Annotated in this window: 21 protein-coding genes and 1 tRNA gene; 16 read left to right on the forward strand and 6 right to left on the reverse strand. The window is 62.6% G+C overall.

Translation table 11 applies throughout. The annotated features are described in order from the left end of the window. The first annotated feature begins 56 nt into the window (after positions 1-56). The 5 genes from J2857_RS22405 (at position 57) to J2857_RS22425 (ending at position 5727) form a co-directional block, all read left to right on the forward strand. A complete protein-coding gene (locus J2857_RS22405) occupies positions 57-1382 on the forward strand; it encodes a flavin monoamine oxidase family protein (protein ID WP_210012472.1) in 1326 nt (441 codons plus the stop codon). A gap of 125 nt (positions 1383-1507) precedes the next feature. Beyond that, entirely contained in the window at positions 1508-2224 is a 717-nt protein-coding gene (locus J2857_RS22410) for a GntR family transcriptional regulator (RefSeq protein WP_210012280.1), read from the forward strand. A gap of 38 nt (positions 2225-2262) precedes the next feature. Next, complete coding sequence (locus J2857_RS22415; RefSeq protein ID WP_210012281.1) at positions 2263-3513, forward strand: NAD(P)/FAD-dependent oxidoreductase; 1251 nt, start codon at positions 2263-2265, stop codon at positions 3511-3513. A gap of 104 nt (positions 3514-3617) precedes the next feature. Further along, positions 3618-4760 (forward strand): M24 family metallopeptidase, encoded by a 1143-nt coding sequence (locus tag J2857_RS22420; RefSeq protein ID WP_210012282.1) that lies wholly within the window; start codon positions 3618-3620, stop codon positions 4758-4760. A 55-nt stretch (positions 4761-4815) separates the two neighbouring features. After that, positions 4816-5727 (forward strand): dihydrodipicolinate synthase family protein, encoded by a 912-nt coding sequence (locus J2857_RS22425; RefSeq protein WP_210012283.1) that lies wholly within the window; start codon positions 4816-4818, stop codon positions 5725-5727. A 215-nt stretch (positions 5728-5942) separates the two neighbouring features. Here J2857_RS22425 and J2857_RS22430 read toward each other — a convergent pair whose 3' ends face one another. Continuing rightward, positions 5943-7301, reverse strand: a complete 1359-nt coding sequence (locus J2857_RS22430) for an MFS transporter (RefSeq protein ID WP_210012284.1) — start codon at positions 7299-7301, stop codon at positions 5943-5945. A gap of 331 nt (positions 7302-7632) precedes the next feature. Here J2857_RS22430 and cyoA point away from each other — a divergent pair, with 331 nt between their 5' ends. The 6 genes from cyoA (at position 7633) to J2857_RS22460 (ending at position 13273) form a co-directional block, all read left to right on the forward strand. Further along, positions 7633-8823 (forward strand): ubiquinol oxidase subunit II, encoded by a 1191-nt coding sequence (gene cyoA, locus J2857_RS22435; RefSeq protein ID WP_210012285.1) that lies wholly within the window; start codon positions 7633-7635, stop codon positions 8821-8823. A gap of 31 nt (positions 8824-8854) precedes the next feature. Then, positions 8855-10858: a cytochrome o ubiquinol oxidase subunit I gene (gene cyoB, locus J2857_RS22440; RefSeq protein WP_210012286.1), complete on the forward strand. Its 2004-nt coding sequence runs from the start codon at positions 8855-8857 to the stop codon at positions 10856-10858. Between the two features lie 4 nt (positions 10859-10862). Beyond that, entirely contained in the window at positions 10863-11495 is a 633-nt protein-coding gene (gene cyoC / locus J2857_RS22445) for a cytochrome o ubiquinol oxidase subunit III (protein WP_210012287.1), read from the forward strand. Then, positions 11492-11908 (forward strand): cytochrome o ubiquinol oxidase subunit IV, encoded by a 417-nt coding sequence (gene cyoD, locus J2857_RS22450; protein ID WP_037082809.1) that lies wholly within the window; start codon positions 11492-11494, stop codon positions 11906-11908. The genes cyoC and cyoD overlap by 4 nt, the downstream gene beginning before the upstream one ends. A gap of 35 nt (positions 11909-11943) precedes the next feature. Further along, positions 11944-12693, forward strand: coding sequence for an SURF1 family protein (locus tag J2857_RS22455; protein WP_210012288.1), 750 nt, complete (start codon positions 11944-11946; stop codon positions 12691-12693). A gap of 124 nt (positions 12694-12817) precedes the next feature. Beyond that, a complete protein-coding gene (locus J2857_RS22460; RefSeq protein ID WP_210012289.1) occupies positions 12818-13273 on the forward strand; it encodes a hypothetical protein in 456 nt (151 codons plus the stop codon). A gap of 74 nt (positions 13274-13347) precedes the next feature. On the opposite strand, the gene katG is transcribed toward J2857_RS22460, so the two are convergent. Next, positions 13348-15531 (reverse strand): catalase/peroxidase HPI, encoded by a 2184-nt coding sequence (gene katG / locus J2857_RS22465; protein ID WP_210012290.1) that lies wholly within the window; start codon positions 15529-15531, stop codon positions 13348-13350. 208 nt (positions 15532-15739) lie between these two features. On the opposite strand from katG, the gene J2857_RS22470 reads away from it, so the two are divergent. After that, on the forward strand, positions 15740-16657 hold the full coding sequence (locus tag J2857_RS22470) for a hydrogen peroxide-inducible genes activator (protein ID WP_210012291.1): 918 nt from the start codon (positions 15740-15742) through the stop codon (positions 16655-16657). A 97-nt stretch (positions 16658-16754) separates the two neighbouring features. On the opposite strand, the gene J2857_RS22475 is transcribed toward J2857_RS22470, so the two are convergent. Further along, a tRNA-Leu gene (locus J2857_RS22475) sits at positions 16755-16841 on the reverse strand. A 90-nt stretch (positions 16842-16931) separates the two neighbouring features. Next, a complete protein-coding gene (locus J2857_RS22480) occupies positions 16932-17246 on the reverse strand; it encodes a SelT/SelW/SelH family protein (protein ID WP_210012292.1) in 315 nt (104 codons plus the stop codon). A gap of 149 nt (positions 17247-17395) precedes the next feature. Between J2857_RS22480 and J2857_RS22485 the strand changes: the two genes are divergently transcribed. Then, positions 17396-17845 carry a DoxX family protein gene (locus J2857_RS22485; protein WP_210012293.1) on the forward strand — a complete coding sequence of 150 codons (450 nt, stop codon included), beginning with the start codon at positions 17396-17398 and terminating at the stop codon, positions 17843-17845. A 31-nt stretch (positions 17846-17876) separates the two neighbouring features. Here the strand turns inward: J2857_RS22485 and J2857_RS22490 are convergent, their stop codons facing one another. Next, entirely contained in the window at positions 17877-18794 is a 918-nt protein-coding gene (locus J2857_RS22490) for an NAD(P)-dependent oxidoreductase (RefSeq protein ID WP_210012294.1), read from the reverse strand. Between the two features lie 88 nt (positions 18795-18882). On the opposite strand from J2857_RS22490, the gene J2857_RS22495 reads away from it, so the two are divergent. The 3 genes from J2857_RS22495 (at position 18883) to J2857_RS22505 (ending at position 21148) form a co-directional block, all read left to right on the forward strand. Next, complete coding sequence (locus J2857_RS22495) at positions 18883-19368, forward strand: GFA family protein (RefSeq protein WP_210012295.1); 486 nt, start codon at positions 18883-18885, stop codon at positions 19366-19368. 23 nt (positions 19369-19391) lie between these two features. Beyond that, the gene (locus J2857_RS22500; protein WP_210012296.1) at positions 19392-19946 is read left to right on the forward strand and encodes a sugar O-acetyltransferase; all 555 of its coding nucleotides are present in this window, start codon (positions 19392-19394) and stop codon (positions 19944-19946) included. 128 nt (positions 19947-20074) lie between these two features. Next, on the forward strand, positions 20075-21148 hold the full coding sequence (locus J2857_RS22505) for a glycoside hydrolase family 25 protein (protein ID WP_210012297.1): 1074 nt from the start codon (positions 20075-20077) through the stop codon (positions 21146-21148). Positions 21149-21321: 173 nt separating this feature from the next. Here the strand turns inward: J2857_RS22505 and J2857_RS22510 are convergent, their stop codons facing one another. Continuing rightward, positions 21322-22677 carry a PLP-dependent aminotransferase family protein gene (locus tag J2857_RS22510; protein WP_210012473.1) on the reverse strand — a complete coding sequence of 452 codons (1356 nt, stop codon included), beginning with the start codon at positions 22675-22677 and terminating at the stop codon, positions 21322-21324. Positions 22678-22702 lie beyond the last annotated feature (25 nt).

The raw sequence follows: 22702 nt of genomic DNA on the forward strand, positions 1-22702 counted from the left end.
GCGTGATCCTGATCGCTCCCTTCCGGCCTGATGGACGTCCTCAACCACTTGCGGTAATGGCAAAGGCAGGAAGATCGTCGGAGAAAAGAATGCCTGAGCGGGATGCCATCGTCGTCGGCGCGGGGTTCACGGGCCTGAGCGCCGCGCTGGAGCTTGTCGATGCGGGGCTCGACGTGCTGCTGATCGAGGCGCGCGACCGGGTCGGCGGCAAGGTCGAGTCCGAGACGCTGTCGGACGGTACGCGCGTCGATACCGGCGGGCAGTTCTTCTGCCGTGATATGAGCCAGCTGATGGCGCTGATCGGCGAGAGCGGCAAGACGCCGGTCATGACCCACTATGACGGCGAAATGATCTACCGGCCGCCGGTCTCGCCGCAACAGGGTTTCGCGCGCTGGCAGGGGGTCGATGCGCTTCGCGACAGGATGATCGCCACCGATCCGGATGATCCGGATCTCGCGAGACTGACGGTGGCCGATTGGGTGGCACGACAGGACGACGTGTCGGCCGACATCAGGAAAAGCTTCCTGCGGCTGATCAAGGGCCTCTGGTGCCGCGCGCCTGAAGAAGTCGCTTTCACCTGGCTCGCCTCGAACGATCGGCGCATCACCAATACCTATTCGGAAATGGAAATGTTCCTGCCGGACACGCTGCATGCGCTGGCCGACCAACTCGCCGCCAGGCTCGGCGACCGGCTGCGCCTTGGCATCGCGGTGACCGGCATCGACTATTCCGATACCGGCGTCACTGTCATTGCCGGCGATCAACAGTTCTCGGCGAGACGCCTTATCCTGGCGGTGCCGCCGGTGATGATCCGCCGGCTTGCGTTTTCGCCCGCTCTTCCAGAGCGGCTGCAGAAGGCGCTTTCCACCTGGGCGCCCGGCCTTTCGATCAAGTTGCAGGTCAGTTACGACAAGCCGTTCTGGCGCGAGCAGGGGCTTTCCGGCGCCGTCATGTGGCACGAACCCCAAGGCCTCTACGCCTGCGACGCCAGCCGTGGCGACTATGCGGGCCTGATCATCTTCATTGGTGGCCCGGAAGCTCAGCAATGGCACGGGCGGCCGCGCAAGGAACTCACCGCCTTCATCCGCGAGCAGCTGACCGAAGCTTTCGGCCCCGAAGGCGGCAATCCGCGCGACATCCATGTCCGCGACTGGGTCGACGATCCCTGGAGCGGCGGCGCCTATAGCGACGTGATCATCGATCTGGATGCGCGTTATGCGGAAGAGATCATCAACGAAGGCGTTTCGCCGGTACATTTCGCGTCGTCGGAGCTCTCCCCGTCCTATCCGGGTTATGTCGAAGGCGCGATCGTCGCGGGCAGGCTGGCGGCAGCGCGGGTCATCGCTGCCACGCTAAGAGGCCAGCCCGAGGTCAGCGATTGAGGCTCGCAGGACATCGATGCAATCAAACTGCACCACATCCGTTCTCTCATCCTGAGGGCTTTCCTGTCGACAACACGTGTGCAATTGTCCTGCCGCATTGGCTTGCGACGCGGATACGGTAAACGATGGCGAAGAACGAACCTGCAGAAACGGATATCCCCCGCACCCGCGGCTCCGGGACGCAGAGTGTCTATACGATCCTGCGCCGGGAAATTCTCGCCATGACCTTGGCCCCTGGCAGCCCGCTCGACGAGGTTCGGTTGTCGGAGCGTTTCGGCATGTCGCGCACCCCGATCCGCGAAGCATTGCTGCGGCTTTCCGGCGATGGCCTCGTCACCACGCTGCCGAACCGCAACACCATCGTCGCGACGATCGATTTCGCCTCTCTGCCTCCTTATTTCGATGCGCTAACGCTGATGTACCGCGTCACTACCCGCGGTGCCGCCATGCGCGCGACGCCGCAGGCGATGGGCGAGATTCGCAAGCGGCAGGCGGAGTTTGCTGCAGCGGTTGCCGCCCACGACGCCTTCGCGATGATCGAGGCAAACCGGGAATTCCACGTGGCAATCGCCGAACTTGCCGGCAATTCCTATTACACCACCTTCTTCGCCCGGCTGCTCGACGAGGGGCGCCGCATCCTGCGCCTCTATTATCGTACGTTCGATGATCGGCTGCCTCGCCAGTATGTCGACGAACACGAGGAGATGATCGCCGCCATCGAAGCGCGCGACGTCGAGCGCTCCGACAGGCTTGCCATCAAGCATGCGGAACAGATCGTCCGGCAAATCCAGGATTATATCGCCCGCGATCTCGGCAATCCGATCGATCTTGCCGCTTCCTGACCCGCCACCTTCCGCATTCGTTTCACAGGACAGAAATCATGGATTCCACTTCGGTCGACGCCGTTGTCATCGGCTCGGGCATCATCGGCACGATGTCGGCGCACTACCTGCTGGAGGACGGCCGTTCGGTGCTGATCATCGAGCGAGGCGAAGTGGCGCGGGGTGCGAGCAGCGGCAATGCCGGCATTCTCGCCTTTCCCGAGATCATCCCGATCGCCGCACCCGGCATGATGTGGAAAGCGCCGAAATGGCTGCTCGATCCGCTCGGCCCCCTCAGCCTGCCGCCTTCCTATGCGCTCAACATGGTGCCGTGGCTGTGGCGCCTCTGGCGTGCCAGCGCCCGGCCGGCCTATGAGCGCACCGTGGGCGTGCATGCCAGGATGATGCCCATGGCGCGCAGCGAAATGCTGCAAACCGTCGAACGCGCTGGCCTTCGGGCAATGGTGAAGCAGACCGGCACGCTCGATCTCTACGACAGGGAGGCAAGCCTCAATGCCGCATCTGACGACTGGCAGGCGAAACGCAAGGCCGGTTTTGAATTCCAGAAGGTTGGCCGCAGCGAGATCGATTCCCTGCAGCCGGGCCTTGCGCCGCAGTTCCGGCATGGCATCTTTACGCCCTCCGGGTTGCAGGTCTCCGATCCGCTGGAATTCACCCAAGCCCTGTTCGGTAACGCCATGTCCCGGGGCGCATCGCTGAGAATTGGTGAAGTCATCCGCATCGAGCCGATAAACGATGGCGCCAGGGTTATCCTTGCGGATGGCGCAGTCTTCGACGCGAAGACCGTCGTACTGGCCGGCGGCGCCTGGTCGAAGAAGATCTTAACCGGCCTCGGTGACCATGCCCCGCTCGAAACCGAGCGCGGTTACAACACAACGCTGCCGCTAGGCGCCTTCCCGCTCCACCGTCAGCTCTATTTCAACGACCACGGCTTCGTCGTCACGCCGCTCTCCTCCGGTATCCGCGTCGGAGGCGCCGTCGAGCTCGGCGGGCTGACACTGGCGCCGAACTACAAGCGCTCGGAGGCGATGCTGAAAAAGGCGAAAAGCTTCCTGCCCGACCTGAAGACCGAGGGCGGTCGCCAATGGATGGGTTTTCGTCCCTCCATGCCCGACTGCCTGCCGGTAATCAGTGCCTCGACCGCGACGCCGGCGATCATCTATGCGTTTGGCCACGGGCATCTCGGGCTCACGCAGTCGGCGGCGACCGGCCGGCTGGTCGCCGATATTGCCGCACGCAGAACCCCCGCCCTCGATATCGAACCTTACAGCATCAGCCGGTTTCGCTGACATCGGCGACAGCAGAATGCCGGGCCGCCGAGCTGCGCCAAATATCTCTGTCGACAAACTGACTACAAAGCGATATAACCGCGGCGAAATCGAAAGGAAGCGGAATGGTCTGGTCTCACCCCGTCCCGAAGATCACCGACAACGAGCGGCGGCAGCGCCTTGTCCGACTGCAGGCGTCGCTGGAGGAAAAGGGACTGGGCGGCATTTTGCTCGGCGCGAGCGAGAGCCTGCGTTATTTCACCGGCCTCGTCTGGCACCAGAGCGAGCGCCTGCTCGGCGCGCTGGTGACGCCGAAATCGGTGACCTACATCGTGCCGGGGTTCGAACAGAGCCGGGTCGAGTGCCTGCCCCATCTACCGGGCGAGATCGCCGTCTGGCAGGAGGATGAAGCGAGCGCGGTGCTGGTCGCTTCGCTTCTGCCTTCCAATATGAAGCTTGCGCTCGACGACGCGCTGCCGCTGTTCGTCTACCACCAGCTCGCCGCCGTCTTCGGGGCCGACCGGCTCGTCGACGGCGGCCGGCTGATCCGCGATCTGAGGCTCCGGAAGTCGAAGGCCGAGATCGACCTCATCCAATACGGCATGAACCTGACGCTGGAAGTGCATCGCCGCGCCCATGCCTTCATCAAGCCCGGCGTGCTTGCCTCCGACGTGGTCCGCCATATCGACGAACAGCATCGCGCACTCGGCGCCTCCGGCGGATCGAGCTTCTGTATCGTTTCCTTCGGGGTCGCGACCTCGCTTCCCCACGGCGCCGACGGCGACCAGGTCTATGCGCCCGGCGACGTGGTGCTGGTCGATACCGGCTGCAGGCTCGACGGTTATCATTCGGATCTCACCCGCACCTACGTGCTGGAGGAGCCAACGAAGGAATTCGCGGCCGCCTGGGCGATCGAGCGCGAGGCGGAACAGGCCGTTTTCGAGGCCGCCCGCCTCGGCGCCACCTGCGGCAGCCTCGACGACGCGGCCCGCGAGGTGCTTGCCAGGCACGCGCTCGGCCCGGACTATGTCCTTCCCGGCCTGCCGCACCGCGCCGGGCACGGGCTGGGCCTCGAAATCCACGAGGAGCCCTATATCGTGCGAGGAAATGCAACCGTGCTCGAACCCGGCATGTGCTTCTCGAACGAACCGATGATCGTTTTCCCGGACCGTTTCGGCATCCGTCTGGAAGACCATATCCACATGACCGAAACCGGTCCGCAATGGTTCACCCAGCCGAGCAAGGGGCCGGCCGAACCCTTCGCGTGACAGATATCAGCGCGACCGCGCATAGTATGACCCATCAACCAGAGGAGTGCTTTTTATGACCACAGGCTGGAGCGGCGTTTTCCCCGCAGTGACGACACAATTCAACGAAGACTTCTCGATCGATCTGAAGGCGACGCAGGGCGTGCAGGATGCGCTCGTCAATGACGGCGTCAACGGCCTGATCGTCATGGGCACCTGCGGCGAGAACAACTCGCTCGATCCGGAGGAAAAGCGCACCATCCTGAAGGCCGCCGTCGAGGTGGTGAACGGCCGCGTGCCGGTCGTAACGGGCGTCTCCGAATTCGACACCCGCCGCGCCGTCGCCTATGCCCGCGACGCCGAAAAGCTCGGCGCCGATGGCCTGATGCTGCTGCCGGCCATGGTCTATGTACCGAAGCCGGAAGAACTGGTCGCGCATTTCAAGACGGTCGCTGCAGCCACCTCGCTGCCGATCATGCTCTACAACAACCCGCCGGCCTACCGCGTCAATATCGGCGCCGACGTGCTGCGCCAGCTCGAAGACGTGCCGAACATCAAGGCCGTCAAGGAAAGCGCACCGGATCCGCGCCGCTTCACCGACCTGATCAACGTCTTCGGTGACCGCTTCGATATCTTCGCCGGCCTCGACGACGTGGCCCTCGAAGGCCTGATGCTGGGGGCCAAAGGCTGGGTCTCTGGCCTGACCAGCGCCTTTCCGCAGGAATCGGTTGCCCTGGTGGCCGCCGCCGCCCGCGGCGACTGGGTCGAGGCCCGCGCCATCTATCGCTGGTTCATGCCGTTGTTGCATCTCGATGCCGAGCACGACCTCGTCCAGTCGATCAAGCTCGCCGAGCAGATCATGGGCCGCGGCTCCGAGCGCGTTCGCATGCCGCGCATGCCGCTGACCGGTGCGCGCCGTGCAGAAGTGACGGCGATGGTCGAGAAGGCGGCTGCGACGCGGCCGACGCTTGCCAAGAAGGCTGCTTGAGGGAGCTACTCGCTCCTCTTTCAATAAAGAAGAGGGCGCGTCTTGCCGATCTCCCCCTTGCGGGGGAGATGCCCGGCAGGGCAGAGGGGGGTGACGCGGCACACTCTTCAGCAGTTGAGCTCGTAGCGCCACCCCCTCTGTCATCTCCGATGACATCTCCCCCAAGGGGGGAGATCAAGGAGGCGCGCTGTCGCGCCGAGACGACGGTGACAGAATTATCTCTGTCCGCCCGGCTCGCCGCTCTGGTCCAGAACCCGGCTGAGGCTGAGCGCAGCGATGGTGCAGATCGCACCGGAGATCAGATATCCGCCGATGAAGATGATGCCGAAACTGCTGGCGAGGCCGAGTGCCACCAGCGGCGCGAAGCCGGCACCGATCAGCCACGCGAGATCGGAAGTGAGTGCTGCACCGGTATAACGGTAATATTGCCCGAAGCGCGACGAGACGGCGCCCGAGGCCTGGCCGAAGGAAAGGCCGAGGATCCCGAAGCCGATGATGATGAAGGCATCCTGCCCCTTGCCGCCGGCATCGAGCAGGAACGGCGCCGAGAACGAGAAAATCGCGATGATGATAGCGCCGATCATCAACTGGCTACGGCGACCGATGCGGTCGGCGATCAAGCCGGACAGGATGATACCGATAATGCCGACGGCAGCGCCGATCACCTGAACGAACAGGAATTCCGCCGCCGACTGTCCACCATAGAGCGTCACCCAGCTCAATGGGAAGATCGTCACCAGGTGGAACATGGCGAAGCTGGCAAGCGGCACGAACGCGCCGAGCACGACGTCATGGGCGTGCTTGCTCAGCATTTCGAAGATCGGCCGGGCCTGTAGCTCGTTGGCTTCGAGCGCCGAGCCGAACTCCTTGCTGGCGACAATGCGCAGGCGGGCGAACAGCGCCACAACATTGATCGCAAACGCCACGAAGAACGGATACCGCCAACCCCAGGAAATGAAATCCGCTTCCGAGAGATTGGCGACGAAATAGCCGAACAGGATGCTCGCCAGCGCAAAGCCGATCGGTGCGCCGAGCTGTGGGATCATCGCATACCAGCCGCGCCGGTTGGGTGGCGCATTGAGGTTGAGCAGCGAGGCGAGCCCGTCCCAGGCGCCACCGAGCGCGAACCCCTGCCCCATTCGGAACAGCGCCAGCAATGCCACGGCCCAGTAGCCGATCGTGTCGTACCCCGGCAGGAAGGCGATCGAGGCCGTCGAGCCGCCGAGCAGGAACAGCGCGATCGTCAGCTTGGTGCCGCGCCCATAATTTCGGTCGATCCACATGAAGACGAACGACCCGACGGGCCGCGCCATGAAGGCGAGCGGGAAAATCGCGAACGACATCAGCGTTGCGGCGACCGGGGTCGGCGCAAACGGGAAGATCAGCTTTGGAAAGACGAGGACGGAGCCGAGCCCGTAGACGAAGAAGTCGAAGAACTCCGACATGCGACCGATGATCACGCCAAGCGCGATGCTGCCCGGTGAAATCGGCTTGTCGTCATGAATGCGGCGGGCGTCCCTTTCGAGGCCGGACGATGTCGGGCCTGTTGACGCGGGATTGACGACCGTGGTCATGAATTCCTCCTGGCGATAGTTCGCCTCGTCCCGAAATGTTGATCAACATGCACCCGAGATCAAGGAACAAGGCTAAAAAAACCTGACATTTGCGGCAAGCCGCCACCGTCTTCTCGTCCACACCCTCTGGTCAGCCCGGTCGGTTGTCCTAGATTTCCGGTTGGCGGAGGTAGATGCCGAGTATGCCGGTCGTGCCGCAAAACGGTGCTGAAGGCCATGCGGTTTTTTGCTGCACTGCGACAGATTGCTGCACTGCGACGAACGACCTCATTTCAGCCTGGACCGGAACAAGCCTATTCCGAACTAGACAAAACGCAAATTTGAGCCCGAGATGACCCCTCAGTTGAAAATCGTAGCACGGTTGTTCGCTCTCTTGGTCCTTGTAGGCCTTTCCGGATGTGATCTGGTCGTCATGTCGCCCGCCGGCGATATCGCCAAACAGCAGGCCAACCTGATCATCGTCGCCACGGTGCTGATGCTGATCATCATCGTACCAGTCATCTTCCTCACGCTGTTCTTCGCCTGGCGCTATCGCGGCTCCAACACCAGTGCGCCCTATGATCCCGAATGGCACCATTCGACGTGGCTCGAAGTCATCATCTGGTCCGCACCGCTCGCCATCATCATCGCGCTCGGCGCCGTTACCTGGATCAGCACCCACAAGCTCGATCCTTACCGGCCGCTAGAACGGCTGGACGCCCAGCGCGCCGTGCCGGCGGAGACAAAGCCGATCACGGTAGAGGTCGTGGCGCTCGACTGGAAATGGCTGTTCTTCTACCCGGACTACGGTATCGCCACCGTCAACGAGATGGCGGCCCCAGTGGACGTGCCGATCAACTTCAGGATCACCGCCTCGTCGGTAATGAATTCCTTCTACGTGCCGGCGCTTGCCGGAATGATCTACGCCATGCCTGGTATGGAGACCAAGCTGCATGCCGTCATCAACAAGCCGGGCGAATTCGAAGGCCTCTCCTCGAACTACAGCGGCGACGGTTTTTCTCACATGCGCTTCAAGTTCCATGGCGTCGACCAGGCCGGTTTCGACCAGTGGGTGGCCCGCGTCAAGCAGAACGGCACGGCGCTCAACCGCGACGCCTATCTGAAGCTCGAGAAGCCGAGCACCAAGGAACCCGTGCGCTATTTCGCCAATGTTGAGTACGGTCTCTACAAGACCGTACTCAACATGTGCGCCACGCCCGGCAAGATGTGCATGGACGAAATGATGCATATCGACATGACGGGCGGCGGCGGAATTGAGAGCCACGAAAACCGCGCCAGGCTAGAGCATGACAACCGCCATGCGGGCGAAGCGAGCCATGCGGCACCTGCCGCGACCTTTCCGGCGACGGGCAACCCGGCCCGCAGCGATCAGCCGGCCGAGGGCGTCGACCAGAATTCCGGGCAGCCGCAATCGCAGGCGCCATCGGCAAACCACGACATGCAAGGCCACACGATGCCCGGAGGCAATCCGGGCGGCGCGGCGCCGGCGCAGCTCAACAACAATGCCCCGGCGCGGCCGTAAGGCCGCGTTTCAACAGATCTGGTAGAGACCCATGTTCGGTAACACCACCCTGACGCAATTCCTTTTCGGACGGCTCACGCTTGAAGCCATCCCCTATCACGAGCCGATTCTCGTCGTGACCTTCATCGTCGTCGCGCTGCTCGGCATCGCCATTCTCGGGCTCGTGACACGATATCGGCTCTGGGGTTATCTGTGGAGCGAGTGGTTCACCAGCGTCGATCACAAGAAGATCGGCATCATGTATATCGTGCTCGCCATCGTCATGCTGCTGCGCGGTTTTGCCGATGCGATCATGATGCGCATCCAGCAGGCGATCGCCTTCAACGGAAACGAGGGCTACCTCAACCCGCATCACTACGACCAGATCTTCACTGCCCATGGCGTGATCATGATCTTCTTCGTGGCGATGCCCTTCGTTACCGGTTTCATGAACTACGTGGTGCCGCTGCAGATCGGCGCGCGCGACGTCTCCTTCCCCTTCCTCAACAACTTCTCCTTCTGGATGACCACGGCCGGCGCCGTCATCATCATGATGTCGCTCTTCGTCGGCGAATTCGCCCGCACCGGCTGGCTCGCCTATCCGCCGCTCTCGGGTGCCGACTACAGTCCGGGCGTCGGCGTCGATTATTACATCTGGGGCCTGCAAGTGGCGGGCGTCGGCACAACGCTATCGGGCATAAACCTGATCGCCACGATCGTGAAGATGCGCGCGCCGGGCATGACCTTCATGAAGATGCCGATCTTCACCTGGACCTCGCTCTGCACCAACGTGCTGATCGTTGCAACCTTCCCGATCCTGACCGCAACGCTCGCGCTGCTGTCGCTCGACCGCTATGTCGGAACGAACTTCTTCACCAACGACCTCGGCGGCAATCCGATGATGTACATCAACCTCATCTGGATCTGGGGCCATCCGGAAGTCTACATCCTCGTGCTGCCGGCCTTCGGCATCTTTTCCGAAGTCGTCGCCACCTTCAGCGGCAAGCGGCTGTTCGGTTACGCCTCGATGGTCTATGCCACCTGCGTGATCATGATCCTCTCCTACCTCGTGTGGCTCCACCACTTCTTCACGATGGGCGCGGGCGCGAGCGTGAACGCCTTCTTCGGCATCACGACGATGATCATCTCGATCCCCACTGGCGCGAAGATGTTCAACTGGCTTTTCACCATGTATCGCGGCCGCATCCGCTACGAGCTGCCGATGTACTGGACGATCGGCTTCATGGTCACCTTCGTCATCGGCGGCATGACCGGCGTCATGCTGGCCATCCCGCCGGCCGACTTCGTGCTGCACAACTCGCTCTTCCTGATCGCCCACTTCCACAACGTCATCATCGGCGGCGTGCTCTTCGGCCTCATGGCGGGCGTCGTCTACTGGTGGCCGAAGGCCTTCGGCTACAAGCTTGACAGGTTCTGGGGTCTCATAAGCTTCTGGTGCTGGCAGATCGGCTTCTTCGTCGCCTTCATGCCGCTCTACGTGCTCGGCCTGATGGGCGTCACCCGCCGCGTCAATCAGTTCGAGGATCCTTCCCTGCAGATATGGTTCGTCATCGCCGCCATCGGCGCCGGGATCATCGCCTGCGGCATCGGAGCCTTCATCATCCAGCTTGTCGTCTCATTCATGCGCCGCGACCAGCTGCGCGAGACCTCTGGCGATCCATGGGACGGGCGCACGCTGGAATGGTCGACTTCCTCGCCGCCGCCGGACTACAACTTCGCCTTCACGCCGGTCGTGCATGATCATGACAGCTGGTACGACATGAAACTCCGCGGCTACGAACGCCCGCTCGGCGGCTTCAAGCCGATCCACATGCCGAAGAACACCGGCACCGGGATTATCCTGGCTGGCATCAGCATCGTCTTAGCCTTCGCGATGATCTGGTACATCTGGTGGCTGGCGGCCGTCTCCTTCATCGCGATGGTCGCCACGGCGATCGGCCATACCTTCAACTATAACCGGGATTTCCACATTCCCGCCGAAACCGTGACGGCAACAGAGGACGCGCGCTCGAAGCTGCTCGCGGAACGGGCCTGACACCATGAGCCAGACGCAAGTTCAATCCAACGGCATGGAAACCGAAAAGCCGCAATTCTACCTCACGGAAGATCATCATCCGGAAGGCAGCACGATGCTGGGCTTCTGGCTCTACCTGATGAGCGATTGCCTGATCTTCGCGGTGCTTTTCGCCACCCATGGCGTACTCGGCCGCAATTATGCAGCCGGTCCCTCGCCCGCCGACCTGTTCGACCTGCCGCTTGTCGCCATCAACACGGCAATGCTGCTCTTCTCGTCGATCACCTACGGCTTTGCCATGCTGCAGATGGAAAGGGGCGCGAAGACCGAGACCCTGTTCTGGCTCGGCGTGACGGGCGTGTTCGGCGCCGCCTTCCTCGGCCTAGAGCTTTACGAGTTCAATCACCTGATCCACGAGGGCGCCGGGCCGACCCGTTCGGCCTTCCTCTCCTCCTTCTTCACGCTGGTCGGTACCCACGGCCTGCACGTCACCTTCGGCATCATCTGGCTGATCACGCTGATGGTGCAGGTCGGCAGATACGGCCTGATCCCGGAAAACAAGCGCCGCCTGATGTGCCTTTCGATGTTCTGGCACTTCCTCGACGTCGTCTGGATCGGCGTCTTCTCCTTCGTTTATCTCATGGGAGTCCTTGGATGAGTTCGCACGGCCAAACCCCGCACGCTCCCGCTCACGAAAGTGCCTCCCAGGCCCATCATGGCCATAGCAACGGCCACCAGGCCGGCCACGGCACGCTAAGAAGCTACCTGATCGGCTTCAGCCTGTCGGTGATCCTGACGGCCATTCCGTTCTGGCTGGTGATGAGCGGCGCCATCGACAGCAAGCTGTTCACCGCCTTCCTCGTCATGGGGCTCGGCGTCATCCAGATCGTCGTGCACATGGTCTATTTCCTGCACATGAACCCGCGCTCCGAAGGAGGCTGGACGATGATGGCGCTGCTGTTTACCCTGGTTCTGGTCGGCATCACGCTTGCCGGGTCGCTGTGGGTCATGCATCATCTGAACACCAACATGATGCCGATGTCGCCGGAGATGATGAAGAACATGCCGTGATCCCCGGAGGGGATGAGCCTCGAAAGGATAGACGCATGGCTGTCGATCATCCTTTGACCGGAGAAACGGTGGATGCGGAGCCGGCCCGTTCCCGGCTCATCTTCACGGGGGCGATGCTCTTCCTGACGCTGATCTTTATCGGGCTCGGCACCTGGCAGGTGCAGCGGCTTTTCTGGAAACTCGATCTGATCGCCCGCGTCGACGCTCGCGTCACCGCGACGCCGGCACCCGCTCCCTCATTGCCATCCTGGCCCGCGATCAACGCGGAAAACGACGAATATCGCCGCGTCACCGCCGCCGGGGTTTTTCACCACGGCAAGGAAACACTGGTTCAGGCCGTCACCGACCTCGGTCCCGGCTTCTGGATCCTGACGCCGCTGGAACAGAAGGACGGAACCACCGTCCTCATCAACCGCGGCTTCATCCCCGCCGACCGCCGCGATCCGGCGGCACGCGCGGACGGCGCGATCGAAGGCCCCGTGAAGATCACCGGCCTCATCCGCATCAGCGAGCCGGGCGGCGCCTTCCTGCGCTCCAACGACCCCGCCAGCGGTCGCTGGTACTCGCGCGACGTGGCCGCGATCGCGGCAACAAAAGGCCTCGAAAAGGTGGCGCCCTATTTCATCGACGCCGACGCGACGCCGATCCCGGGCGGCCTTCCCGTCGGGGGATTGACGGTGATCCGCTTCCGCAACAGCCACCTCGTTTATGCCGTCACCTGGTATCTGCTGGCGGTGATGAGCGCGGGCGGCGCCTACGCAATCCAGCAAAAGCGGCTTGCCTGAACTCGGGCGTGGATTTCCACTGAATAGCAGGCTGGCAACCTGTTCATCTCGCCCCGAATTTCCCATAGTCCGAGAAATGGCCTTTGCCCGCGCCGCAGGCGGCCAGTTTAGAGCGGATCGATATATGCGCCAGTTTTTCAACTCGAAATACAAGATCATCCTGGCGGCAGCGCTGTTCATCCTGACGTCGATCTTCATGTCGATTTCCGCGACAGGGCATGTCAGCGGCAGCTACATCGCCATCGTCTTGGTCGCGTTCCTGTTCACGATCCTGTCGCTATATTCGACCGCCCGATCGCAACATGCCGAATACCTTATCATCGGCAGCCTGCTTCTGTCCCTTTCGACATTGGTCGGGATTACCGAGGTGCTGACCAAGAAGATCTCCAACATGGAGTACGGAATTTACTTCTTCGCCTTCCTCGGCTGCGTCGGCCTGGTTTCGCTCGGCCTGATCGCACGCTACCTCACCAGCGAGGGATGGGGTGTCAGCTCCGAAAAGACCCGCGAAGCGCTATCCGTCTGCGCCACGATCCTCGGATTCGTGCTGGCGATCGCCTCGGCTTTCGTGCCGACCTGAAAAGTCCGCCATTTTAACAGCATTGAAAAAGGTACCCGGACGTAGCTCCGCTACGTCCGGGCGATTTTGGTCGATCAGACGAGATCGAAACGATCGGCGTTCATGACCTTGGTCCAGGCCGCGACGAAGTCCTTGACGAACTTTGCCTTGGCGTCGGACTGGCCATAGACTTCGGCGATCGCACGAAGCTGCGAGTGCGAACCGAAGATCAGGTCGACGCGGGTGCCTGTCCACTTGGGTGCCTTGGTCTTGCGGTCACGGCCTTCGTAAACGCCATCCTGACCGGCAACAGGCGACCATTCGGTGCCCATGTCGAGCAGGTTGACGAAGAAGTCGTTCGTCAGCGTCTCGGGCTTGTCCGTGAAGACGCCATGTTCCGGCTGTCCGGCCTTCAGCACGCGCAGGCCGCCGAGGAGAACCGTCATTTCCGGTGCTGTCAGCGTCAGCAGCTGGGCGCGATCCACCATGGCCTCTTCAGCCTTCATAAACTGCTTCCTGCTGTTGTTGACATAGTTGCGGAAAGCGTCGGCACGGGGTTCCAGGGCGGCGAAGGAAGCGGCGTCGGTCTGCGTTTCGGACGCATCCATGCGACCCGGCGTGAAGGGCACGGCGATGTCATTGCCACCTGCCTTTGCAGCCTTCTCGACACCGGCAGCGCCGGCAAGCACGATCAGGTCGGCCAGCGAGATCTTCTTGCTCCCGGTATGGGTCGCGGAAAAATCCTTCTGGATGCCTTCGAGAACGCCCAAGACCTTGGCGAGCTGCGCCGGCTGGTTGGCCTCCCAGTCCTTCTGCGGTGCAAGCCGGATGCGTGCGCCATTGGCACCGCCGCGCTTGTCGGAACCGCGGAAGGTCGAGGCGGAAGCCCAGGCGGTCGAGACCAGTTCCTGCACCGTGAGGCCGGATGCCAGGATCCTGGACTTCAGGTCGGCGACATCATGGTCGTCGACCAGATCGTGATCGACCGGCGGGATCACGTCCTGCCAGATCAGGTCTTCGGCCGGCACTTCCGGACCAAGGTAGCGAACCTTCGGCCCCATGTCGCGATGGGTCAGCTTGAACCAGGCGCGGGCAAAGGCATCGGCGAACTCAGCCGGGTTTTCGAGGAAGCGACGCGAGATCTTCTCGTAGGCCGGGTCGAAACGCAGTGCCAGGTCGCTGGTCAGCATGGTCGGGAGCTGCTTCTTCGACGGGTCGAAGGCGTCCGGAATGGAAGCTTCGGCATTCTTCGCCACCCATTGCTTGGCGCCGGCGGGGCTCGTGGTCAGCTCCCATTCGAAGCCGAACAGGTTTTCGAAGAAGTAGTTGCTCCACTGGGTCGGGGTCTGTGTCCAGGTCACTTCCAGGCCGCTGCCGATCGCATCGCGACCAATGCCAGTGTTGAACTTGCTCGCCCAGCCGAGGCCCTGGGCTTCGAGTTCGCCGCCTTCCGGGTCGATACCGACAAACGACGGATCGCCAGCGCCATGGGTCTTGCCGAAGGTGTGGCCGCCGGCGATCAGCGCCACGGTCTCTTCGTCGTTCATCGCCATGCGGGCGAAGGTTTCGCGGATGTCACGGGCGGATGCCAGCGGATCCGGCGTGCCGTTCGGGCCTTCCGGATTGACATAGATGAGGCCCATCTGCACTGCGCCGAGCGGTTCTGCCAGCTCGCGTTCGCCGCTGTAGCGCTCATCGCCCAGCCATGTGCCTTCAGGACCCCAGTAGAGCTCTTCCGGCTCCCAGACGTCGGCGCGGCCGCCGGCGAAACCGAACGTCTTGAAGCCCATCGATTCGAGCGCGACATTGCCGGTGAGGATCATCAGATCCGCCCAGGAAATCTTGTTGCCGTATTTCTGCTTGATCGGCCAGAGCAGGCGACGGGCTTTGTCGAGGTTGACGTTGTCCGGCCAGCTGTTGAGCGGTGCGAAACGCTGCTGCCCCTGACCAGCGCCGCCGCGGCCGTCGGTGATTCGGTACGTGCCGGCGCTGTGCCAGGCCATGCGGATGAACAGGCCGCCGTAATGACCGAAGTCGGCCGGCCACCATTCTTGGCTATCGGTCATCAGGGCATGAAGGTCTTTCTTCAGGCCCTCGAGATCGAGCGTCTTGAACTCTTCGGCATAGTTGAACGCCTCGCCCATCGGATCGGAGCGCACTGAGTGCCCATGAAGGATCTGGACATTCAGCTGATTAGGCCACCAGTCGCGGTTCGATCTGCCGCGAGGGGTATGGGCGACCGGACATTTGCCGGCGTTTTCGCTAGATTTCGCATCCATGACTATCTCCTTGATTACTTTTATTATCTGCCGTGCAAAAGAGGGCAATTTCTCCCGGACCGCCCGGTCCGGCTGCGCTGTTTTCGACTGTAGTCCCCGCCTGCTGGTCGGAGCAAGCCAATCGCGCACCCTCCCTCGTATCCCTTCTTATCGGAAGCGGCTCATAAATTTAAGTTGGATTTACTGATCGCTGCGATAAGCTGGGGTTATGAAAAATCTTACCCTCAAGCAGCTCCGTTATTTCGAAGCCCTGGCGCGGGATGGGCGCTTTCGCCGCGCGGCAGACGCCTGTGCGATCTCTCAACCGGCCTTGTCGATGCAGATCAAGGAACTCGAACAGGAAGTGGGCGGCGACCTCTTCGAGCGGAATGCCCGCGAGGTGAAACTGACCGCCTTCGGCCAGACCTTCGCGCTGCGGGTTCGCGACATCCTGCGGGCTGTGGATGAACTGGCGGACCTCGCTCGGGCTTCGCGCGATCCTTTCCTGGCGCGCCTGCGCATCGGCATCATCCCGACGATCGCGCCCTATCTGCTGCCGGCGATCATAAACGATCTGAACAGAACTTTCGACGGAATTGAAATACAGGTGCGCGAGACACAGACGGCAAAGCTGGTCCAGGAACTGGCTCAGGGCGAGCTGGATCTCGCAATCGTCGCCCTGCCGGTATCGGAACCGTTCCTGACCGAGCTCACATTGTTCGACGAGGAGTTTGTTCTGGTCCGGCGGCGCGAGGACGAGGGCAAGCCGGTACCCGAGCGCGAGGCTCTGCGCGAAATGCGCCTGCTTCTGCTGGAGGAAGGCCACTGCTTCCGCGATCAGGCTCTGTCGTTCTGCAAAATAGGGACGACCCGCCTCCGCGAGGTGATGGAAGGCAGCTCGCTGTCGACGCTGGTGCAGATGGTCAGCGCCGGTATCGGCATCACACTGATACCGGAAATGGCTGTGCCGGTGGAAACGCGCTCGGCACAGGTTTCGATCTCCCGCTTCCAAGCGCCGCGGCCCTCACGCACCATCGGAATGATCTGGCGCAATTCAACGCCCTTGGTCACCCAACTCCTGCAGATTTCCGAGGTGGTTCGCGGCTCGGCCGACACCATGCGCAGGCAACACGCCATGCAACCCTGAGACCTCAGCGAAGCGGCTCCCGAAGGGAGCCGGCGGGCTACGCGCAATTGTTTAGAAAGGCGTTAAGTATTTGATCTTGGTAGGGATCAAATCGGAATGGTGCCCAGAAGAGGACTCGAACCTCCACACCCTTTCGGGTACCAGCACCTGAAGCTGGCGCGTCTACCAATTCCGCCATCTGGGCGACGGAGAGCCATGTACGGGTGTGACCTTCCCCTGTCAACTGGCTTTTTGAAGTTTCCGTGCCTGTCGCCAAAAAACCTTCACGGATCTGTCACGGGCGGCCTCGGCTCTCGCTGTCTTCCCTCGCCTTGCGGTCCAGGTGGCCGAGATCGCGGTCCGGGTCGATCATGTCGCGCACCCGCTGCTTCAGCTCCTTGGGTCCGGGAAACCCACCGTCTCGCTTGCGTTCCCAGATGAGTTCGCCATTCACCTGGATCTCGAAATTGCCGCCGGTGCCGGGGATCAGCGCCACTTCGCCGAGCGCGTCGCCAAAGGTCTGCAGAAGCTCCTGCGCCATCCAGCCGGCCCTGAGCAGCCAATTGCACTGGGTGCAATAGAGAATCGTAATGCGCGGTTTTTCCATCATGTTTTGCCTTCTACCCTAGTCAATTCGGTCTCACAATAATGTCAACCAGGACGGTCAGGTTTTGAACGCGCGCATCTCGACAGAAAGGGCGCGAACGTCAATTTGGGCTGCACCACGATAGTCTCGTCGTTTTCATAAAAAGAGGTCCCATGGCTCTTCAATCCACCACCCGCTCCCGCCTGATCATTCCGGCGCTCGCCCCTGTCTATACCTCCGCCCATGAGATCGTCGAGACGATCCTGCGCGTGACGGCCGGCGTGCTGCTGGTCACCCATGGTTTCGGCAAGATCACCAATCCGTTCGGCGCGGTCGGCATGGTGGAAAGTCTCGGCTTCTATCCGGGCGCCTTCTGGTCGCCGCTGCTCTCCGCCACGGAATTCTTCGGGGGCATCCTCGTCGCCATCGGCCTCTTCACCCGCCCGGCCTCCTTCGCGGCGATGATCGTGCTTCTGGTCACCGTTTATTTCCATGGCATCGCACAGAACCAGGGTCTCGCCGGCGCGGAGAAATCCATTCTGTGGGCGGCAATCTTCCTGTTCTTCGCCCTGCGCGGCGGCAATAGCCAATCGGTCGACGCCCGCCTCGGCCGGACGTTCTAACCTCGCTATCACGGCTGAGCCTCGCCCGGGCTCAGCCTTTCCCTTCGAGCGCCAACCGCACGACGGTGCCGAGATCAGCCTCGGCAAACCCAAGCGCCGCCGCTTTCTCGAAGCTGGCGCGCGCCGCCTGAATGGCCGGGGTCGCGACGCCAAGCCCGCGGGCAAGATCAAGAACCACCTCCATGTCCTTCAGCACGCCGGCGACCGGAAAACCGACCGCCTCGGTCTCGCCGAGTATGACAGGAAGCCGAGACCGCATGGCCGGGCTCGCCGCCGGGCTGCCGGAGAGGATTTCGATCATCTTGTCGCGCCCAAGCCCCGCCTTGCCACCGAGTTCGACGGCTTCCTTCATGATCTGCCACAGCCCCATCAGCATCATGTTGTTGACGAGTTTGGCGGACGCGCCGTCGCCCAGCGTCCCGACATGGTGAATCCTGTTGGAGAGACTTTCCGCGACCGGCAGGAATCGCTGAAAATCCTTCTCCGCGCCGCCGATATAAAGGCCGACCGTGCCCGCCAGCAGCATTTCCGGCCCGCCGGAAATCGGCGCATCGAGGAGGGCCGCCTCCGCCTCGCCCATGGCGGCTTCATGGGCGCGCAGCGTCTGGGGACTGACGGTGCTGGTATCGACGATCAGCTTGCCAGCGAGATCGGCGGCAGTGAACTCACCGAGCATGGCGTGCACCGCGGCATCGTCGAGCAGTGCCAGAATGACGATATCCGAAGCATCGAGAAGTGCGGCCAGATCGTCGGAGGCGGCGATCCCGAGGGTCGTCGCCTTGTCGGGCGAAAGACCGCTGCGCGTCCATCCCGCCACCGCAAATCCCTGCGTTGAAAGGCGCCGGGCCATGGCGCTGCCCATCCGGCCGAGGCCGACGATACCAATCCGCTCTTTAATCATGCGTTTGATCCTGCTCATGTCGTGTTCGCGAACTTTAAAGCAGAACATGCCGATCTCGTCTTGTTCATTTTGCGTTGCGGGAGGATTGAGGAATATTTCATATTCGACATGAGTAATCTGAGGGAGCGGACAGACCATGAGTGAAATATTCGAAGGCGGCTGCTTCTGCGGCAAGGTCCGCTATCGCATGCATGGGCGGCCGATGTTCATTCATTGCTGCCATTGCACCGATTGCCAACATCAGACAGGCGGCGCCTTTGCCATCAATGCGCTGGTCGAGGCCGACCGGGTCGAGATCACCGAGAGCCGGCCGGTCGCAGTGGCCATGAAGACCGATAGTGGCTTGCCCCACGATATCTACCGCTGTCCGCAATGCCAGACAGCGGTCTGGAGCGACTATGGCCGGCGCCAATGGATGCTGTTCGTCCGGGTCCAGACGCTCGAAAGGCGCGCCGAGTTCTCACCCGACGTCCATATATTCACCCGCTCGAAGGTCGCCTGGGTCGGCCTGCCGGAAGGCGCCAATGTCTTCGAGGAATATTATAGTACGAAGGCGATGTGGCCGCCCGAAAGCCTTGCGCGACGCGAGGCCGCCCGGGTAAAGGCCGGGGCGGAACGCTGAAGCGGGAAGAGCCACGAGACAGGATGGCAAGCGAACGCGAAAAGATGGCGGCCGGCGAATGGTATTGCTGCCTCGATCCGGAACTCGATGCGCTGAGGGACAAGGCGCGGATGGCCGTGCATGCGCATAACACCATGTCGCCCGCCGCGCGGGGTGCGATGGCACCTGCCCTGGGCAAGTTGTTCGGCGCAGCGGCCGACGCGTTTCTGGAAGCGCCCTTCCACTGCGCCTACGGCTTCAATGTCTTTCTTGGGCAAGGCGTCTATCTGAATGCCGGCTGCACGATCCTCGATACCGCACCGGTCAGAATTGGTGCCCGCTCGATGCTGGGGCCGGGCGTGCAGCTTTATTGCGCGGATCACCACCGCGACCCCGTCCTGCGCGCTCAGGGTCTTGAGATCGGCCGCCCGATCAACATTGGCGCCGACGTCTGGATCGGTGGCGGCGCGATCATCCTCGGCGGCATCACGATCGGCGATGGGGCGATCGTCGGGGCTGGCTCGGTGGTGACGCGGGACGTGCCACCGGGCGCCACGGTTGTGGGAAATCCGGCGCGGTTGATCCCGCCGCGCGGCTGATATCAGAACATCTCCGCGCGTAAAGATTGGATTCAGCATTTTTTGGTAATTTTCCGTTAGCAATTCCTGTCAGGGGTTTATCGACGGCAGGGGCGGCCGTCTTTGTTGTCTTGCGTACGGGTCTCAAAATGCGTTTATCGGCTGTGCCAGCACTCCTCGTCACCTGCCTCGCCTTGGCGGGCTGCGCCTCGGCATCCGGTCCGGACGAGTTGGTGGCCAATGTCGCAACCCAGGAGAAGACGGGCTCAGTCGATCTGCCCGCCGCCCCCGTCCCATCGGTCGGTGTCGGCAAGACCTCGCGGATCGGCGCGGTGCAAGCGCCCCGGCAGCAGACCTTACCGCAACAGCAGGATATCGCCTGGACCGGCGCGATGCCGGCGCCGCAGGCCTTTGCGCGGGAAACCACGGTCGGCATGCCGCTTCCAGCCGAGCGGCCGGTTGCCATGCTGGTGCCCGACGAGCCAGCGCTGGAAACCGTACCCCGCAGGGGGCGCATGCAGATCTACAGCCGCCAGTTCCGCGATGCCAAGCCGATCAATTTCGGCAGGGTCTCGCCGAGAAGCTATCCGGTGCACGGCGTCGACGTGTCGCGCTGGCAGGGCGACATCGACTGGGCGAGGCTTCGGACCCAGGGCGCCAACTTCGCCTATATCAAAGCCACCGACGGCGGCGACCACCTCGATCCGATGTTCAGGACCAATTGGCGAAGAGCCAAGGAGGCCGGCATCAGGCGTGGCGCCTATCATTTCTTCTACTGGTGCCGCACCGCCGGCGAACAGGCCGACTGGTTCATCCGCAACGTCCCGCGCGATCCCGACGCGCTGCCGCCCGTGATCGACGTCGAATGGAATGGCGAGTCGAACTGCAAGGCGAAACTTTCCCGCGCCCGGGTGCTCGAAAAGATGCAGGTCTTCATGGACAAGCTGGAGCGCCATTACGGCCAGCGGCCAATCATCTACACGGCACCGGATTTCTACGAGGACAACCTGTCCGGCGAACTGCTCAACTATCCCTTCTGGCTGCGCGCGGTCGCCCAGCATCCCTCGAAGGTCTATCCAGGTCGCAGGTGGCTGTTCTGGCAATATTCAGGCTCAGGCCTGTCGCACGGCGTCGACGGCAAGATCGACCTCAACGCCTTCCACGGTTCGGAAGAGCAGTGGCACAACTGGGTGTCACCGCGCACGACGATTGCGCAGAATTAGACGCCCAGAACGAGAGACACAAAAGAACAGGCGCGCAGGACCTGCGAAAACCGGCCCCGCGCGCTCCCCTGGAGGTAACGTCAATGTGGCTGGCGACGTTTCCAAATCCCGGGTTACGCGCGCTCGGACAAGAATAGCTGACGAGTGAGCCCCGGCTGACAACTCACGGCCCGCTATCCGCCGAGGTCGTCGAGCGCCCGCCCGAGGCTCTGGAATATCCTCGCATCCTCCGATTGCGCCACGTTGAAGCGCAGGAAGCTGCCGGCGTTCTGGGAGAGGCTGAATGCGTTGCCCGGAGCCATCACGATATTGTCGGCAAGGCAGGCGCGCGCCACATCTGCCGCCTCTATCCCGTCCGGAAGCCTGCACCAGAGAAACAGGCCTGCGCGCGGCTGAAGCCAAGGCGTGATGCCAAGCGTTGCAAGACGCCCTGTCGTCGCCTCCATTGCCCGCGAAAGCCGGACGCGCAACTCTTCCAGATGTTTCCGGTAGCTGCCGTCGGTCAGCAGCAGCAATACGAGATCGGAAGACAGCCGGCCCGCCGCGAAGCTCGTGGCGATCTTCAGATCGACGAGGCCCTCGATCCATTCCCGCCTGGCGGCGATGAAGCCGCAACGCGCCGAAGCCGACAGCGTCTTCGAAAAGCTGCCGATCTGCACCACCCGGTCGAGCCCGTCGAAGGCGGCAAGGCGCGGCGACGGCTCATGTTCCAGATCCGCGAAGATGTCGTCCTCGATGATCGTCAGCCCGGCCCGGTCGGCGAGTTTCAGCAACCGGTGCGCCACCACCGGCGAAAGCGTCGCGCCGGTCGGATTGTGGATCGCCGAATTGGTGATGTAGAGCCGCGGCTTGTGTTCCTCGAGCGCCTTTCCGAAAGCCTCGATATCCGGCCCGGCCGGCGTCATCGGCACGCCGACGACTTTTGCGCGATGCGCACGCAGCAGCGCGTGGAAATTGAAGTAGCACGGATCATCGACCAGGACCGCATCGCCGGGCTCGATCAGAAAACGGCAGAGAAGGTCGATCGCCTGGGTGCCTGATTCCGTGAGGATGATCTGGTCCGGGGCGGCCGGTATGCCGTGCTTGCCCATGCGCCGGGAAAGGAGCTGCCGCAATTGCGGCGAACCGAGCGGCGTGCCGTAGTCCGACAGGACCCGGTCCTCGCTGCGCGACAGGCTGCGCAAAGCCCTTCGGATCGCCGCCTCGGGCATCCAGGAGGGCGGCAACCAGCCGCAACCGGGCTTCAACAGGTCGCCATCCTCCAGCGCCTGGCGTGATACCCAGAATGGATCGACGGCCCGGTCGAGTTTCGGGCCGATCTCGGAGAGCGACAGGGGCGCCAGCGGGCTCGACACGTAGAAACCCGACCCCGGCCGGGAGCGGATCAGCCCCTCCGCGGTCAGCCGCTCATAGGCTTCCACCACCGTCGAGGCGGAGACATGCATCGCCTTGGCGAAGGCGCGCACCGAAGGAAGCCGTGCGCCGGGCACCAGCCCGCGGCCGGCGATGCGGCTGCGGATCTCCCCCATGACGGCCCCGATACGCTGGCCGCCG

It is taken from the genome of Neorhizobium galegae, from assembly GCF_017877055.1.
GTDB lineage: Bacteria > Pseudomonadota > Alphaproteobacteria > Rhizobiales > Rhizobiaceae > Neorhizobium > Neorhizobium galegae_D.